Here is a 15,907-nt window from a genome sequence, read left to right as displayed (position 1 = left end):
CTGGAGAACTCCGGCCCGCCGTAATCAGGCCGCGGCCCTCCGGCCAGGCGCACAACACAGAATCCCGGCCCGCCGTAATCGGGCCGGGATTCTCGCCTGGCCCCCAGCCGAAGGATAACCCTTCCCGGAACATCCAGCTCGGGACCGCGGCGTCCGGGTGTACTGGGCGTCCCCGCCCGAACGGCCGCCACAGTGGATCAGCGCGGTGCCCGCGATTCGGGTCCGTGCTCCGGAAGAACGGGAGCAGCCCTGGACGGTGGACAACGGCCTCGCCGGGTTCGACTTCGCCGCCGGCCGCTGGACGTTCCGTCAGGCTCCGCTGTCTCAGTTCGTGCGCTGGGCGCTGCACGAGCAGCTCGTCCCTGCGTCAGTCCTGCCGCGGTACCGGCGGGTCTACCGCATCATCGACGGTAAGCGGTTGCGGTTTCGGCGCAGCCAGTGGTGGACGTTGCTGCAATCGGCCGGCGCCCAGGACAAGCACGATGCGATGCGGCAGCGCCAAGAGGCTGCGAAGGCGGAACGGGAGGCCCGCCGGAAGGAGCAGGCGGAGGAAGCCGAGCGCCGTCGTCTGGTGCTGGAGGAGCAGGAGCGGGCCCGGAAGGCCGAGGACGCCGAGGACGCCTGCGCAAGAAGCGGGAGGAGGAGCCCCGCGTCTATTGGGAGACGGTGCGCCAGCGGCAGGCGGAGGAGGATGCACGCCGAGCCCGAGAGAAAGCGGAGGAAGACGCGCGTCTCGCCCAGAAGCAGCCGAAGCGGGAGGAGCGGGAGCGGTCGGCGCTGGAAACGGCGAGGGCATGGTGGCGCCGCTTGCCGCAGCAGCAGATGGAGGAGCTGTTTGCTGCAGTCGCCGAGCACGCATGGCGTGAGTCGAACCAGCGGGAGGAAATCCCGGAGAAGCCAATGATGACGCCGGAGTACGCCTACGGGATGGCGGTCTGTGCCACGCGAAAGGGACAGCCCCGGTATGGGGTCGTGCGGCCCTGTCCCAGCCTCACCCCGACTCGCGGTCCTGCACGCCCTGGTCCCAAGCGCCCAGGAGGCCCGGCAGCTGACCGCGCTGATGCCCGAGGGCCGAGTCACCGACCTCGGCCTGCCTCAGCATGAGCAGCTGACCATGTGCTGAGGGCTTGCCTGCGCCGGGCCGGCGGCGCTCACCCCGCGCCGGCGGGGCGAACGCCCCTCTCGTTCGTGTGGTTCTGGCGATGGCCGGTGCCATTGCTCCGCTACCGTGCCGTCATAAGTGAGCCGTTCGCCCAGGGCGAGGATCATCCGGCGTGTGGCATCTGCCCGTCGAAGCGGCTGCCGCGTGACGCGTTCGTCGTGTACGACCAGCCGTCTTGGGAGTGCCCGTTCGATCCGGCCGACGGCTTTCGGTACACCGCTGACCGGACCCCGGCGTGCGTGCACCCGCACAAGGCGGGGCTGGAGCCGGACCGGATCGCCCCTCCGCCGAAGGATCTCCCGGCCGCTGAGCCGGAGGTTACGCCGCGGCGGCAAAGAGAATGGCTGCCTTCCTTCCTCGCTCGGTGACGTCGATCCCTGCGTACACGCCGTCGAGGATCTTGCGGCGCCGTTCGGTCTCGGGGGGGGCGTCGATCCAGAACCGTTCGTTCACCGGGCCCCACGCTGCGCGGTACGCCTGACGGGTGAAGCCGCCGGGGCTCCAGGTGCCGCCGGCGAACCCGTCTTCCATGTCGGTGGCGTGGATGAAGCGGATGCCAGTGCCCTGGATACGGGACGCACCCAATCAACCATCAGCTTTGCGATGGGCTCCGGGCCGATCATTTCAGGTGGCTTCGGGACGTGGGCCTGGTAGTGCTTGTCTGCGCTGCCTTCGCGGTACTCGACCCGGTAACTCATATCGTTGTTTAAGGGCTGTCCTGTAATCCCTGGTGGAACAGCGTGCGGCGTCGGATGCCGTGCGTCGCAAGGCGGAGGACGCCCGAATACTGGATGTATTCGGGCGTTCCGACAACGCGACGAGGTGCCGTAGCCGTCGTCGCACGCCCGCCAGGGACTACGGGACAGCCCTTAGTACTGCAACGGTGTTTGTGCTGATGGGTGGCCAGTTCTATGGGCTGTGTCCGCGTCGTTTGTAGTGACTGACGCGGGCTTGGTGTTGTCGTCGTCGGCGCCAGTGTGACCAGTGCAGGATGTGGTCGATTGGGGTGGGAGCGCGGTCGTTGAGGCGGGTGATCAGGCGTCTGATTTCGGCGAGGCTGAGGTGGATGAGCTGGGAGGATCCGTTTCTGCTTTGTCTGTGTCGAGTGCCCGGGCTCGCAGGACGGTCAGGCAGGCGTGGGCGGCCATGGCCAGGGTGATGTGGCGGTGCCAGCCGGGGTAGCGGCGAACTTGGTAGTCGTCCAGGCCGCACTCCTGCTTCGCGCTCTGGAAGCATTCCTCGACGGCCCAGCGGCTGCCGGCGATGTGGATCAGCTGATCGAGTGTGGTGTCCGCGGGGCAGTAGGCGATGTAGTAGGAGATCTCGTCGGGGCGGCTGACGCTGCGGCGGGCGATCACCCAGTGACGGCGGTCCTCCCGGTGCCAGGGCCGCACCTCGACACGTGCCCAGTCAAAGACCCGCGGCCCGTGGGCACCCCTCCCACAGGAGCGTCGCTTCCACTTCTGCCGTGGCAGAGCGGGAAAGAGGTCGTGGACAGGATGATCGAGGGCCCAGCCGGTCACCACGGTGTCATGCCGGGTGGTGGCCATGACGTGGAAGACGTCCGCCTGTTCCAGCTCGTGCCGCCAGCCCTTGCTGAAGCCATAGGCCGCGTCCGCGGTCACCCAACGGAACGGGATCCGGTCCGCGATCGCCCGACGGACCATCGCCTTGGCCATGACCACCTTCGTCGCGAAGGCGATCTCGTCGGTGATGCCGGCCTGGCGGCAGCGTTCGCGGTCGTCCGTCCAGGACGTGGGCAGATACAGCCGGCGATCGATCAACGTCCGACCGCGCTCGGCGGCGTATGCGAGAAAGACACCGACCTGGCAGTTCTCCGTCCGGCCCGCGGTGCCCGAGTACTGGCGCTGGACACCCGCCGACCGGGTCCCCTTCTTCAGGAAGCCGGTGTCGTCCACGATGAGCACGGCCCCGGGGTCACCGAGGTGCTCAACGACGTAGTCCCGCAGGTTCTCAAGGACCTCGTCGGCATCCCAGTCGATCCGGTTCAACAGCCGTTGAATGCGGTCCGGCCCGGCATGACCGGCCTGTTCCGCCAGTGTCCAGCCGTTCTTCCGCTCCAGCGGAGCGATCAGCCCCCGCATATAGGCCAGTGCCGACTCCCGCGGCTCCGTTCTGGCAAACCGGTGCACGAACCGCTCGTGCACCGCACTCAGTTCGCCCGCCCACACCCGCGCATCAGCAAGGTCCCCACCCATAACAACACCAACGAGCAACCTGCCCAACCGTCACGCAAAGCACCGTTGCAGCACTAATGCGACTGCGCCCAGTCGTAGAGACGGTGGGCGCTGTCACCCAGGCGCGTGGCGTAGAGCGTGGGGGTCTGCCCGCCCGCGAGTTCCTCGTCGGTGGTGGTGACGCCCACGACGGTGCCGGTGCCGGTGCGGGTATCGAAGTGGGCCAGGTGGGGGCCACCGCTCGACCCGGCCGACATGTCGCAGGTCTCACCCCACAGCAAGGGGACCTTGGGACCGGGGTGGCTCGTGCCCGCACAGTGGATCATGCGGGATCCGACGTACTTGTCCCCGGGGTCGTTGAGTCCGTAGTTCGGGTACCCGAAGACATGGACGAACTCGTCCTCGACGGGCTGGCCGAACCCGATTTGCTGGCTTCCGGTGACGTCCGCGATCGGGTGCCCCCCGGCAGCAGGGTTCGCCACGAGGAGTCCCGTGTCGTAGCCGGCGGCAGCAACGTCCGACGATTCCGTGGTGTCCGGATCGGCGTCCCAGCGGGAAGAGGTGGCCATGGCCCTGACGCTGAAGCCGCCGAGCGGTTTCGTTCCGTTGCGATAGCCGGGCACGAAGTAGAAGTTGTGGTTCCAGGTGTCGTCGGCAGAAGGCGACCCGACGCCTCTCAGGCAGTGTGCTGCCGTGATGACGGTACTGCGGTTGGCGCCGGTGACGACCGTCGCGGTGCAACTGCCGTCGTAACCGTCGGAAAAGGTAAAGAACAGGCGGCCTACATTCGTCCCCACCGCCCCGCGGTGTGTCCACACGGCCCCGGAGTCCGGCGTGTTCACCGGAAGCGGCCGCGGATCGTCCGGCGTGTTGTCGTCCTCGGGCACGGGGGTGATCTCCGGGACCAGAGCGCCTGCCAGCTTCATCCGCTCGGAGGTCCAGTAAGCGTTGATCCGGTTACGCTCTTGTGCGGTCGCGGCGCCGGCATGGGTGGTAATGGTGTCCAGTCCCGCCGCGCTGCCGCTGGTGGACGACGGGTTGTACGGTGCGGCGTTGGCGGCCACGGCCGGCGTGACCAGTGCGACGACGGCCACCGACACCGCGACGGTGGCACCGATCGCGTGCCAAAGGGCCCCGCGGGTGCTGTCCTGGTGACCGCATGGGCGGAGAAAAGGTGTGCGCATGCGCGGGACAGTAGTCACGCGATGTCAGGAAGCGGTCAGAGAAGTGTGAAGGCGGTATCCACACAGCCGGTCAGCGGTTCGCGCCGGACACGAACGGATTTCACAGGGAAGCACCGGGTCGTCAAGGAGGCCGCCTGCGGCGCAGCCGGTCCCCGGGTAGGGCATGGCGTGTTCCGCCTCTGCTGCCAGTAGGGGGCGCCGGTCGGGAGGCACTTGCGGACCCGCGAGACGGGACGAGCCCGTCCGCAGGCGATGCACGCACGGTGGTCGGCACTTCCAGAGAGACACCATCGGCCCCTCAGGCTGGACCCGCCGGTCGGGCAGTCCGTGGTCGCGCATCATGCCGGCCGCGGTCTCGACGAGGGCACAGAACAGCTCGATCTCCATCTCGTCCACTCTGGGTGACCGCAGTGGAGCTGCGGGTCGAACCCGCAGATACGCCGCGTCTGCGGCCCGGTGCCGACGGAACCGGCCCTGACCGCCGCAGTGACGCTGCAGGAAGACAGCCAGCCGGCCCAAGAATGCGGTCGGGTTCGTCGTGCTGCCCCGCCCGCTGGGTGATCGAACACTCGCTGGCCTGGGTCATGCACGCCCGCCGGCACGCCCGCGACTATGAGCGCCTCGTCCAGCGGCAGACCCGTGGAGGTACGCGCCGACGAGGTCCGGCCCGGGCAGCATCGGAGTGCTCCTGGTGAAAGGTTCTGGTCATGCCGCAGATGTCCAAGATCGAGCTGTGCGCGGCGATCCGCCGTGATCACCGCGCCGGCATGAAGATGCGCGGCTGCTGGCCCAGCACGTCGGACGCCCGGCACCACCGAGCGGGCAGGACCCTGACCTGCGTGTGAGAATTGGGTACTGGGTCGCAGTTCGGTGTCGAGGCCCGCCCGTCGCTGCATGAGGAGAGCGGGCGCAGCACCTGGCGCCCCGTCCCGCTGATCCCATCGACACGCTGGGAGGCTCTCTGTGAGCGAACGTCTCAATGCGTGGCCGACGCTGGTACATGAGGACCTGGCGCCCATGGTTGACTACGTGAACCGGGTGGTACAGGTCGCAGGCAAGTACACCCTCGACGAGCCTTTCGAAGTCGGCTGGGGAAACATCGTCCTCGATGTCACCCCCCGGGGGCTCAGTACGCCAACCCTTCGGCAGCGAGGTGTGACCTTCGCGGTGCACTACAGCTTGCTCGACGGTGGCGTGGTCATCGAGGCCGACAACGGCTCGCGGACGGTGCCGTTGTCCAAGGGATCAGTCGCCATGTTCTATGCGTCCTTCTGCGATGCGGCAGACGAGCTCGGCATACACCGACCGCGCAGCTCGTTGATCTGTGAGATTCCGGATGCCCCGCCGCGTTTCGAGGACGATCACGTCGAACGCACCTGGGATGGCCACGCGGCCCGGCTGATCTGGACAGCGTTGAACCTTGCCGCTGACGGGCTCGAGGCGTGGCAAGCCCCCTTCCTGGGACACCGCCCCCGGGTCGGTGTGATGTGGGGCGGCTTCGACCTGTCCGCCACGCGTTTCCGGGCGCAGCCCACCGTGCCGCCGCCCCACCAGCCGCCGTTCATGCAGAACGCCCAGCTCGACGCGTACGTGTCGGTGGGATTCTCCTTCGGGGATGCCAAGGCGCCGAACGTCGGCATGTACGCGTACATCTGGCCCCAGCCGGACGGTCTCGAGGGCCGGTCCTGGGGTGTTGAGGGCGCCGCCTGGCATCCCGACGCTGGTCTGGTTCGTCTGCCGTGGGCCAAGCTCAGAGAGACAACGGACCCGCACCAGGCCATTGTGGCGTTCGGTGACGCCGTCTACGATGCCGCCGTCGAGACGGCAGGCTGGCCGTCCGACCTCGTCGGACCCCGCGTCGAGGGTTGGTACATGAGCAGGACACCGCCCGCGCTCGTCCAGCACCAGCGCGGCTGACTCAGGCCGGGATTGGTCCTCAGGGCCGACTCCTACAGGTTCCATCTCGACGGCCCGCCGCCCTCACGGACGGCGGGCAACTCCTGCACTGACGTCATTTCTCGTGGACATTCCCGAGCCCGTCAACCTCCAGCTGCTGCCCAAAGTGTCGGACAAACGCTGCTGCTGAAAGTGAACGAAGCCAACATCCAGGCGAAGAGAGATCACCAACCGCCTCCCAACCCCGTCCATATCTGCTGTCCTAGAGATGTACGAGGCCACCAAGGCGGCTCAGAAGCGTCAGGCCTCGCGCTTGGGTACTTTCCGCTGGTTTGTTTGCGAGAGTTCGGCGGCCTTGACGAGGCTCTCGTACGGTCCGCGGTCGCGGGGGTAATTCCACCTCGATAGTGCCGTCGGGGTCATATGGGAGCCAGCTGCGTGCGGTGGAGAGAGGCCGGTGGTTCCCACTCGCCGCGCTACAGCCCGCCCTGGCCTGACCGGCGCGGCCCGGTGACGCCCGGGCGTCACCGGGGCCAGCACCCTCTAGGATGGCGCAGGCCCCGGTGTGAGGGCAGCAGCCCGGATCGTCCTGTCACAGACAGCGGGCTGCACTTTCTCTGTCTACGGGCCCTGTACACCCCCGCGACCTGCAGAGAGCAGCGCGGCTACGGCTGTCACCCGTCCGGGCGGTCGTAGTGCCGCCGCCGAACCGGGCCGCCGTACCGCGTCGTCAACAAGGCATGCATTCGGATTCTTCGTGACAGCCGCTTGCGAGTCCTGAGCCGCAGATCAGTCCAGCTGTCAGTGCTGAGGGGGATCCAGCAGCATGGCGCAGAAGAGCGGCGCGTCCGGGATGCTCGGGCGCAGGTCGCCCAGTGTCTGCCAGCCCCATGACTGGTACAGCGTATGGACCTTGGGGTGGTCCTGGTCGACCAGGAGCGTGGCGCGCTCCTCGGGCCGGGCCGCGAGCAGCGCGTCGTGCAGCCGCCTGGCGGTACCGGTCTTCCTCCACGGCGCACGGACCATCAGCTCACTGAGTGCGTAGGTTCGTGTGCCGGTCCCGGCGACGGTGTCGGCGGGTACATCGGTGAGTAGTCCGCCCCACCAGCGGCTGCCGGAGGGGGAAGCGGCGCTCCGTATGCGTAGCCGACGGGCTGTCCACTGTCGTATCCGATGACGCAGCTCCAGCCTGGCCGGGCCGACCAGATGTCGAGGCCCTCGGCGAACCGGTCGACGGCGCAGAACGGATCGGTTTCTGCGGCCTTTGCGTAGACCTCGGCGTACACGTCCAGCAGGAGTGGTCGCAGGTAGTCGGCCTCGTGGGTGGTGTAGTGGCGGAGTTCCATGTCGGCGGTCACTGCGGCGGTTCTCCTATGCGGTGGCGAGGGTGCGGCGGACGGTGGCGAGTCGGCCGGTGCTGTTCTGGCTGCTGACCTTTGTGGTGTCGACGGCTGCCACGGTGGTTCGGGCGCCGGCTGTGTTTCCCTGGGCGATCTGGAGTTCGGTGAGCTGGACGCTGTAGTACGCGTGACTGCGGCGCAGGCCGGGTTCGAGGAACGTGAGGGCCTGGGTAGTGGCTGTCTCGGCGTCGGCGAGGTGTTCCATCGCCTGCTGGGTGATGGCGGCGAGTCCGCTGATCTCGGCGGCGGTGAGGAAGTTGAGCCATCGAGGTGCGGGTTCGGTGGGGTTGATGCGGTCGTGTGCGGTCTGGGGGGTGAGCAGGGCGCGGGCGGCGGCCGGGTGGTCGCCGGTGCGGGCGTGGCCGATGGCGAGCCGGGATTGCAGCAGGGCCGCGTAGCGCGGGTCCTGGCGGGCTCCGCGGCTGGCAAGGGCGGTCTGGCTGATGCGCAGGGCTTCGTGGTGGTGGCCGCCGTGGCGGGCGTGGGTTGCAAGGTCGGACCGTGCACGGGCCTGGGCCCGGTGGCCGGCTCCGAGGATGGCTCTCTGCAGCGCGGTGGTGCGCCACTGGTGTGCTGCGTCCAGGTTCCCGGCGTCGTCGGCAGCCCATCCGGCGGAGCTGCACAGGACCGCGATCGCGGTGTGGAGTGCCTGTTCGGCGCGGGGCCCATAGGTGCAGTGGTCGGCCGCGGTGGTCAGGCGGTCCAGGTAGGCGGTCGCGACGGCCAGGAGGGGTTCGCCGCCGATAGCGCTGAAGTGGGCGTCCAGGCGGTCGATCCGTTCACGGGCATGGGTGATGTCGCTCATCGACAGACGGCCGGTCATGGGGGTTTCGTCGATGTCGAGGGCAAGGGCGACCGTCGCGGCTGCGGACGCGGTGATGAAGCGGCGGCGGCGCACGGGCGCCTCCTTCGTCGGTGCGGGAGACCGTGGCGGGGCGGGCAGATTCGCGCTGTGCCTCCCCCGCGGGATGAACCCGAGCACCTGCGCCGGACGGTCAAAGAGCTGTTCCAGGGCGTGAAGGCAGCGGGTCAGGGCCATCGGACTTCGCCACTGATCCAGCGCCTGACGTGGTGGTCGGTGCACTTACGGGGATGGTTCTCTCCGAAGATCCGCGCGGTTATCCGGTTGATCTCGTCGGCCAGGCCCTGGTGCGTGAAGCCATGCTCGGCCATCACTGCTTCGAGCCGGGTGTTTCGCTGTCTGCCCATCAAATCCCCCGCAGATGCCAGTCGCGGCCAGACCGTAGTCCCGCCGCTTTTCTCCCGTTGGCGAAACTGTCCGGTCCCTTCCGGGTACTTGCCCGGGTTTTGTCCTGAGCCCGCCCGAACGTGTCGCAGTTGTCTGGGAGTACGCCAACAAACCGTCTCGGGGAGGCCCCATGCCGAACTCACCCGGCCGCAACCACACCGCCCGTCCCTTACCGGCGAGAGTACGCAGGAAGATCTCAGCGCCCCGGGCCCCGGCAGCGGGTGAGACCTTCATCGCCCCGGTGACTGCAGTTGCGCTGCACGCCGTGGTCCCGGTGCCGGGGATGGAGTACCTGGTGCTGGCTCCCCTGGCCGCGCACGCGGGCGCGCGAGCCAAATTTCGCGACGCTGCCCAGTACGACGGTCCCCCTGGCCGCGCACGCGGGCGCGCGAGGCTGGGCCGTTCCGGCCGGCTGCGCGGTGAGCGACACCGGGCCGCTCGACCAGGACACCGACCTACGGGCACCGGCCGGCGCCCGCCGCTTCACGGTGACGTACTCGGCCTCCAGCTCCGTCAGGCAGGCGGCGATCTGCTCGGCCCCCGGGTTCCCGTGCTTCCAAGCCTAGGAATCTGCGTACCGGTGTCGAGACCAGGAAACTGGTCGACCCCACGGTGACGACCGCAAAGGTTCGGCCCCGCACGCTCCATCCGTGCAGCGCCTCGGCTGCGATGTCCAGCACTCTCTCTTCCATCGGCTTGGTGTCGGCCGGGCCCGGCCCGGCTCCTACATGCGGGGGTCCAGAAGCTTTTCCGGTGTGATCGGCAGGTCCCGCACGCGCCGCCCCGTCGCGTCGAACACCGCGTTGGCCACGGCCGCCGCGATGCCGGTGGCGGACAGCTCACCGATTCCCTTGGCGCCGAGCGGCCCGGCGTGCGGGTCGAACTCGTCGACGAAGGACATGTCGATGTGCGGCGGGATGTCGGCGTTCACCGGCAGTGCCACCCCGGCGAGGTCCTGGGACAGCCAGCGCCCGAGATTCGGCTCGAAGCGGCTGGCCTCCATGGCGGCCATGCCCCAGCCCCACACAAGTCCGCCGATCATCTGGGAGCGGGCGGTGCGCTCGTTGACGACCGCGCCCACGCTGTAGACGCCGGTCGCGCGGCGCAGTCGCAGCAGCCCGAGGTCCGGGTCGACGCCGACCTCGATGAACATGGCGCCGAAGGTGCGGGAGGCGACACCGGGCGCTCCCGCGTCGGCGGACGAGCCACCGGGCAGCACCATCTCGCCGTTGCCGGCCACCTCGTCCAACTCGGCCGCGCGCAGGATGTCCGTGTACGGTCGGCGGTGCTCGCGCCAGACGAGGGCGCCGGAGTCGGCGCGCACCTCCCCGGCCGGCCAGGACATCAGGTCGGCGAGTCGGCGCAGCGCGTCGTTCGCGGCCAGGTGGACGGCGGTGCCCATGGCGATCGTGGTGCCCGAACCGTAAGTGGGACCGGCGTATGGCAGCTCCGTGTCGCCGGAGATCCCCTGGACGGAGCGGATGTCGATGCCGAGGGTCTCCGCGGCGATCTGCGGGAAGATCGTGGTGGAACCCGCGCCGATGTCGGTGTAGCCGGCTTCGACCTTCGCGGTGCCATCGGCTCGCAGCCGCACCCGAGCCTGCGAGGTGAACCGGAACTGGCCCTGCGTGCAGTCGGCCATGCCGCAGCCGATGAGCCAGTGCCCGTCCCGGGTACCGCCCTTGGGCCGGTCCCACCAGCCAAAGCGCCGGGCACCCTCCGCGTACGCCTCCCTGAGCTTCTTCGAGGACCAGGGCGTGCCGTCGGCGGGGTAGCTCTCCGCGTAGTTGGCTAGGCGCAGGGTGAGCGGGTCCATGGACAGGGTGTGCGCCAGCTCGTCCATCGCGGAGCCGAGCGCCCAGGTGCCAGGGCCGTCGATGGGCGAGCGCATGAACGACGACAGGTTGACGTGGCCGCGCCGCACCCGTTGGCTGGTGGAGATGTTCGGGGAGGCGTACAGCGCCTTGGCGGGCACGGAGCCGAACTCGACGTAGTCGTCAGTGATGGCGGTGACGTTGTCGACCTCGTGGACGACCGCCTGGAGTTCGCCGCCGGCGTTGGCACCCAGCAGGACGCGGTGCTCCATCAGCGGCTGGTAGCCGACGATGCTGTACATGTCCTGGCGGGTAAGCACCAGCTTCACCGGCTGGCCGACCGCCTTGGCGGCCTGGGCGGCGAGGATCTCGTGCGGCCAGATGAACGCCTTGGTGCCGAAGCCGCCGCCGGTGTGCGGATTGATCACCCGCACCTTGTCGGAGGCGATGCCGAAGACCGCGGCCAGGGCGTCCCGCACCGCGTACACGTGCTGGACGGAGTCGTGGACGGTCAGCCGGCCGTCGTGCCACTCGGCGAGGATCGCGCTCGGCTCCATCGGGTTGCCGTGCCGGGACGGCTGCGTGTAGGTGCCGGCCGCGCGCACGGGCGCCTCGGCGAGCGCGCCGGCCGCGTCGCCCTTGCGGAACTCCTGCGCGTCGAGCATGCCGTAGCCGCTGTCCGGCGACGGCGGCACGGACACCGCCGTGTCCGGATTGATGAACGGCTCCCGCTCGTACGACACCCGCACGCGCATCACAGCGCCCTCGGCCGCCTCCAGGGACTCGGCCAGGACCATCGCCACGGGCTGCCCCCAGTAATTGACGACGTCCCCCTGCATGGGAAGGAAGCGGGTGGCGAGCGGAGGGCTGGGCACCCCGGCGAATGCCTCGTCGACGGCCGGCAGCCCGGTCAGCACATGGACGACGCCCGGCTCCCGCCGCGCCTCCTCGACATCGAATCCCGTGACCCGGCCGGCGGTGATCGTCGCGCCGACCAGGGCCGCGTATAGCTGGCCTTCCGCGTTGTAGTCGGCCGCATACGTCGCCGCTCCAGTGACCTTGGCGGGGCCGTCCTGCCTGGTCACGCCACGAATGCCGGTCATCATGCCTCCAGGGCTAGGTCGAGGGCACGCAGTGCGGTGTTGCGAGCGAGCGGGATCTTGTACGCGTTCGAGGACAGCGGACGGCTGGCGGAGAAGCCGGAGGTAACCGCGTCCCTCACCGCAGGGCTGCCCGGGCGCAGGCCGACGAGCGCCTGTTCCGCGTCGTACAGCCGCCAAGGACGCAGCGCGACCGAGCCGAGGGCCAGGCGGGCGCGGGAGATCAGGTCGTCTTGGATCTCGACGGCGGCGGCCGCCGAGACGAGCGCGAACTCATAGCTCTGGCGCTCACGCACCTTCACGTACGCCGACTTGGGCGCGGGCGTGCCGATCTCGATGCCGGTGATCAGCTCGCCGGGGCGCAGCACATTGTGCGCCGACGGGTCCTCACCGGGCAGGGTGTGGAACTCCGTCGCCGGAATCCGGCGTCCGCCGTCTACGTGCTCGGTGGTGATCTCCGCGTCCAGACAAGCGAGGGCAACGGCGGGGTCCGAGGGCTGTACAGCCACGCAGTCCTCGGTCCAGCCGAAGATGGCCAGCCGCTCGTTGGCGCCGTGCAGGGCGGCGCAACCGGAGCCAGGGACGCGCTTGTTGCAGGCGACCGGTCCGTGAGAGCGGAAGTAGGGGCACCGGGTGCGTTGCACAGGGTTGCCGCCGATGGTGGCCAGGTTGCGCAACTGCGCGGAGGCGGACTTGAGGATGGCCTGGGAGAGCACCGGGTACAACGCCTCGACACGCGGGTCCTGGGCCACGTCGTTGAGCCGGGCGAGCGCGCCGATGCGCAGGCCATCGCCGTAGGTCGTGATCTCGTTCAGATCGGGCAGTCGCCCGATGTCGACCAGTCGGCGTGGTGATTCGATGCCGGTCCGCACCCAGTTGAGCAGTTCCGTGCCGCCGGCGAGGAACCTGGTGTCCGCCGTGCGCACGCTGTCCAGGGCAACGGGCAGAGATTCGGCGCGTACGTAGGTGAACGGCCGCATGTCACTACTCCTTTCCGGCCGCCGCCTCGACGGCCTCGGCGATCTGGGGGTATGCGGAGCAGCGGCAAATGTTGCCGCTCATCCATTCGCGGATCTCGTTGTTCGAGCCGGTGTGACCCTCCTGGATGCAGCAGACGGCCGACATAATCTGGCCAGGCGTGCAGAATCCGCACTGGAAGGCGTCCGCCTCAATAAAGGCTTGCTGGACGGGGTGGAGTTCGTCGTCCCGGGCAAGTCCTTCGATGGTCGTCACCTCGGAGCCGTCGGCGCTCGCGGCCAGCACTATGCAGGCGTTGACCCGGCGCCCGTCGAGGTGGACCGTGCAAGCGCCGCACTCGCCGCGGTTGCACCCCTTCTTCGTTCCGGTCAGCCGAAGACGCTCGCGGAGGAGGTCGAGAAGGGTTGTCCGCACGTCGCACGTGACCTGTGAGTTTGTCCCGTTTACCTGCAGAGTCACGGTGGCTTCGGGGGTAAAGGACTCGTCTGACATGCATTGCTCCTGGGGCGGAAGATCTCAGGAAGATGGACATTTTTCATGAGGATGAAATATTTCCTATTTGAGAGGATACGTAACCTAATGCAATATTGACGGTGCAAAGCGCTGATAGTCGTTGCCTGCTGAGGGCCGTCACTCCGTTCTCGGGGCATTCTCTGCGCCTCGCCGCGTCGCACAGGCTGCTCGTGCGAGCGCCGACGCCCCACGGGAGGGCTGAACACTTCAAGGCTTGCGTGACCCCCGCGACCAGGCATCGGTCACTTGACTGACGGTGCCGACTGTCACCCCTGGCCTGCGCCGGCCACGCGCCCGTGCTGCTCGTGGCGGCCTACTGGCGAACAAACCTGACGTTGCGCCAGCTTGCCCCGCTCTTCGGCATCTCGAAGTCCGCGGCCGACCGCGTCATCGACCACTTCGGCCCTTCGCTCGCACTCCAGCCCCGCAAGCGGTTCCGCAAGGACGTGCCCATCGCGGACGGCACCCTGGTGCCGACCCGCGACCACACCATCGCCGAGCAGTCCGAACCGCCCCGGGATCGGTGGAGGCTCGGTTTCGTGAAAGGGCCGAGTCATAGTATGGCCTTCCCGTTATCCTCTTGAGCTGCGGCGCCGTGCGGTGCGCATGGCTGCCGAGGTGCGCGGCGACCACCCGAACGAGACGGCCGCTTTGCAGGCGGTGACCGAGAAGCTCGGCATCGGGTCCCGCGAGACGCTGCGGAACTGGGTGAAGCAGCACGAGATCGACGCGAGGACGCGACCTGGGACGACGACAGAAGAGTCTGCCCGGCTCAAGGCGTTGAAGAAGGAGAACGCCGAACTCAAGCGGGCCAACGAGATCCTGAAGGCCGCGGCGAGTTTCTTCGCGGCCGAGCTCGACCGGCCACACCCACGCTCGTAACGTTCATCGACGAGCACCGGGACCGCTTCGGCGGCGTCGAGCCGATCTGCAGAACCCTCACCGGACACGACTGCAAGATCGCCCCTTCAGCGGCCGCCCGTTAGAGAGTTCAACAATAGGGCGCCTGGTTGGTGAGAGAGGTGGCTACACGCGTCCAAACGCCGAACAGCCGGTAGAGGTCGGGCAGGGGGCCGCTGGGCGCTGTCACATTATTGGGTGCGTGGGTCTCTGACGGCGCGTCGGGGCGTGGTGGGGGCCGGGTTTCGGGCCGGTGCTCAGACCTCGGCGGGCTGGCCGGCGGCGCCGGTGATCTGGTCCCAGATCGCACAGCGGATGGTCATCTCGGTGCGGTAGCCGGGGGCGGTCATCAGGTGGCGGCGGGGCCGGAAGTGGGGTGAGATGCCGCTGAACGCGGCCAGGAACCGCTGGGCTCCGCCGACGCTACGGAAGCCTTTCATCGCGTGTTCACGCTGCCTCGTCGGCTGATGACTGTTCTCGGCCCGGTTGTTCAGACCCATGTGTGAGCGGTGCTCGACGGAGGGCATGACCTCGCGGTGGGCGGCGCCGTAGGAGCGGAGCTTGTCCGTGACGATCACCCGTGGCACCGTGCGGGTCGTCTTCAGCAGCCTGCGGAAGAAGCGCTGGGCCGCATCCTTGTTCCGGCGGGACTGTACGAGGATGTCCAGGACGGTGCCGTCGGCGTCGACGGCCCGCCACAGGTACTTCCGTTCTCCGTTGATCTTGATGAAGACCTCGTCCAGGTGCCATTTGTCCCCGGGCCGGGACTGCCGGCGGCGCAGCGCGCCGGCGTAGGCCTGCCCGAACTTGGCGCACCAGCGGCGGATCGTCTCGTACGAGACGATCACACCGCGCTCGAACATCAGCTCCTCGACCTCGCGGAACGACAGCGGGAAGCGGTGGTACAGCCACACAGTGCGCAATGACCTCAACCGGGTACCGGTGCCCCTTGTACGACGGCGGTGCGCTGTCCACGGACGCCCCCTCCCAGCATGACCAACCAAAGATCATCCCAGGCCGGTCAGCCAATGTGACAGTGCCCGCTCTGGTCCCGCAGCACGGCCAGATCCGTAATGGCTTCGCCGCCGTCGGCAAGCATCACCGCGAGGTCCGTCATGATCCGGCCCGGGTCGTGGCCGGTCCCACGTGGCCTCAAAGGGGTGCAACGCGACGGAGTACGCATCGGTCAGCCCAGTTGCATCGGCGAGATCAGCAAGCAACCGCGATCCAGCATGTCCCATCACCCCCGCCCCGTCAGCGGACACCACGAACCTGGGACGAGAACCGATACCTTCACGCAGAAAGTGCCTTCCTCCGGCGAGGATCAAACCCCTAGACAAGGTTCATCGTCCCAGCTCAGGAAGGCATTTTCGCGTATCCGGCCAGCATCCGGACCAGCCCCAACCGAAACGCGAGGTTTACGAGTTGGTGCGTGATAGGGGGTGATGTGTTCTTGCTGGTGGGTGGCATGATCCGGATGTGGCGATCATGCTCAGTCGGACGGTTCTCGCGC

13 protein-coding genes and 4 pseudogenes are annotated in these 15,907 nt (G+C 68.3%); 5 read left to right on the top strand and 12 right to left on the bottom strand.

Features of this window, described 5'->3' with window-relative positions:
- Nucleotides 1–1,480 precede the first annotated feature (1,480 nt).
- The 3 genes from ACIOMQ_RS41055 to ACIOMQ_RS41045 form a co-directional block, all read right to left on the bottom strand.
- Nucleotides 1,481–1,747: a hypothetical protein gene (locus tag ACIOMQ_RS41055; RefSeq protein WP_401271764.1), complete on the bottom strand. Its 267-nt coding sequence runs from the start codon at nucleotides 1,745–1,747 to the stop codon at nucleotides 1,481–1,483.
- Between the two features lie 449 nt (nucleotides 1,748–2,196).
- Nucleotides 2,197–3,381: an IS701 family transposase gene (locus ACIOMQ_RS41050; protein ID WP_402192817.1), complete on the bottom strand. Its 1,185-nt coding sequence runs from the start codon at nucleotides 3,379–3,381 to the stop codon at nucleotides 2,197–2,199.
- Nucleotides 3,382–3,434: 53 nt separating this feature from the next.
- On the bottom strand, nucleotides 3,435–4,544 hold the full coding sequence (locus ACIOMQ_RS41045) for a trypsin-like serine peptidase (protein ID WP_402192815.1): 1,110 nt from the start codon (nucleotides 4,542–4,544) through the stop codon (nucleotides 3,435–3,437).
- Between the two features lie 499 nt (nucleotides 4,545–5,043).
- Between ACIOMQ_RS41045 and ACIOMQ_RS41040 the strand changes: the two are divergent.
- The 3 genes and pseudogenes from ACIOMQ_RS41040 to ACIOMQ_RS41030 form a co-directional block, all read left to right on the top strand.
- Nucleotides 5,044–5,173: pseudogene (locus ACIOMQ_RS41040) on the top strand (IS5/IS1182 family transposase); the annotation flags it as partial.
- Nucleotides 5,174–5,251: 78 nt separating this feature from the next.
- Entirely contained in the window at nucleotides 5,252–5,389 is a 138-nt protein-coding gene (locus ACIOMQ_RS41035; protein WP_362212476.1) for a hypothetical protein, read from the top strand.
- Between the two features lie 118 nt (nucleotides 5,390–5,507).
- Nucleotides 5,508–6,461: a DUF5996 family protein gene (locus tag ACIOMQ_RS41030; RefSeq protein ID WP_401760107.1), complete on the top strand. Its 954-nt coding sequence runs from the start codon at nucleotides 5,508–5,510 to the stop codon at nucleotides 6,459–6,461.
- A 780-nt stretch (nucleotides 6,462–7,241) separates the two neighbouring features.
- Here the strand turns inward: ACIOMQ_RS41030 and ACIOMQ_RS41025 are convergent.
- The 7 genes from ACIOMQ_RS41025 to ACIOMQ_RS40995 form a co-directional block, all read right to left on the bottom strand.
- On the bottom strand, nucleotides 7,242–7,466 hold the full coding sequence (locus ACIOMQ_RS41025; RefSeq protein WP_362212471.1) for an acetyltransferase: 225 nt from the start codon (nucleotides 7,464–7,466) through the stop codon (nucleotides 7,242–7,244).
- Nucleotides 7,466–7,798 carry a hypothetical protein gene (locus tag ACIOMQ_RS41020; protein ID WP_401271439.1) on the bottom strand — a complete coding sequence of 111 codons (333 nt, stop codon included), beginning with the start codon at nucleotides 7,796–7,798 and terminating at the stop codon, nucleotides 7,466–7,468. Before ACIOMQ_RS41020 ends, ACIOMQ_RS41025 begins: the two co-directional genes overlap by 1 nt.
- 13 nt (nucleotides 7,799–7,811) lie before the next feature.
- Complete coding sequence (locus tag ACIOMQ_RS41015) at nucleotides 7,812–8,738, bottom strand: hypothetical protein (protein WP_402192813.1); 927 nt, start codon at nucleotides 8,736–8,738, stop codon at nucleotides 7,812–7,814.
- 131 nt (nucleotides 8,739–8,869) lie between these two features.
- Nucleotides 8,870–9,049, bottom strand: a complete 180-nt coding sequence (locus ACIOMQ_RS41010) for a hypothetical protein (protein ID WP_401271445.1) — start codon at nucleotides 9,047–9,049, stop codon at nucleotides 8,870–8,872.
- Nucleotides 9,050–9,813: 764 nt separating this feature from the next.
- Complete coding sequence (locus tag ACIOMQ_RS41005) at nucleotides 9,814–11,988, bottom strand: xanthine dehydrogenase family protein molybdopterin-binding subunit (RefSeq protein ID WP_402192810.1); 2,175 nt, start codon at nucleotides 11,986–11,988, stop codon at nucleotides 9,814–9,816.
- A gap of 17 nt (nucleotides 11,989–12,005) precedes the next feature.
- Nucleotides 12,006–12,983 (bottom strand): FAD binding domain-containing protein, encoded by a 978-nt coding sequence (locus ACIOMQ_RS41000; protein WP_402192808.1) that lies wholly within the window; start codon nucleotides 12,981–12,983, stop codon nucleotides 12,006–12,008.
- A gap of 4 nt (nucleotides 12,984–12,987) precedes the next feature.
- Entirely contained in the window at nucleotides 12,988–13,473 is a 486-nt protein-coding gene (locus ACIOMQ_RS40995) for a (2Fe-2S)-binding protein (RefSeq protein ID WP_402192806.1), read from the bottom strand.
- 320 nt (nucleotides 13,474–13,793) lie between these two features.
- Between ACIOMQ_RS40995 and ACIOMQ_RS40990 the strand changes: the two are divergent.
- Nucleotides 13,794–14,003, top strand: a pseudogene (locus ACIOMQ_RS40990) (transposase family protein); the annotation flags it as partial.
- 97 nt (nucleotides 14,004–14,100) lie between these two features.
- Nucleotides 14,101–14,376 carry a transposase gene (locus ACIOMQ_RS40985; RefSeq protein WP_402192803.1) on the top strand — a complete coding sequence of 92 codons (276 nt, stop codon included), beginning with the start codon at nucleotides 14,101–14,103 and terminating at the stop codon, nucleotides 14,374–14,376.
- Nucleotides 14,377–14,651: 275 nt separating this feature from the next.
- On the opposite strand, the pseudogene ACIOMQ_RS40980 reads toward ACIOMQ_RS40985, so the two are convergent.
- Together ACIOMQ_RS40980 and ACIOMQ_RS40975 are read right to left on the bottom strand one after the other, a co-directional pair.
- Nucleotides 14,652–15,405: pseudogene (locus tag ACIOMQ_RS40980) on the bottom strand (IS6 family transposase).
- 31 nt (nucleotides 15,406–15,436) lie between these two features.
- Nucleotides 15,437–15,650: pseudogene (locus ACIOMQ_RS40975) on the bottom strand (IS1380 family transposase); the annotation flags it as partial.
- Nucleotides 15,651–15,907 lie beyond the last annotated feature (257 nt).

It is taken from the genome of Streptomyces sp. NPDC087845 (assembly GCF_044742755.1).
In the GTDB taxonomy this organism is placed as follows: domain Bacteria; phylum Actinomycetota; class Actinomycetes; order Streptomycetales; family Streptomycetaceae; genus Streptomyces.
This window is presented reverse-complemented; position numbering and strand designations above follow the sequence as displayed.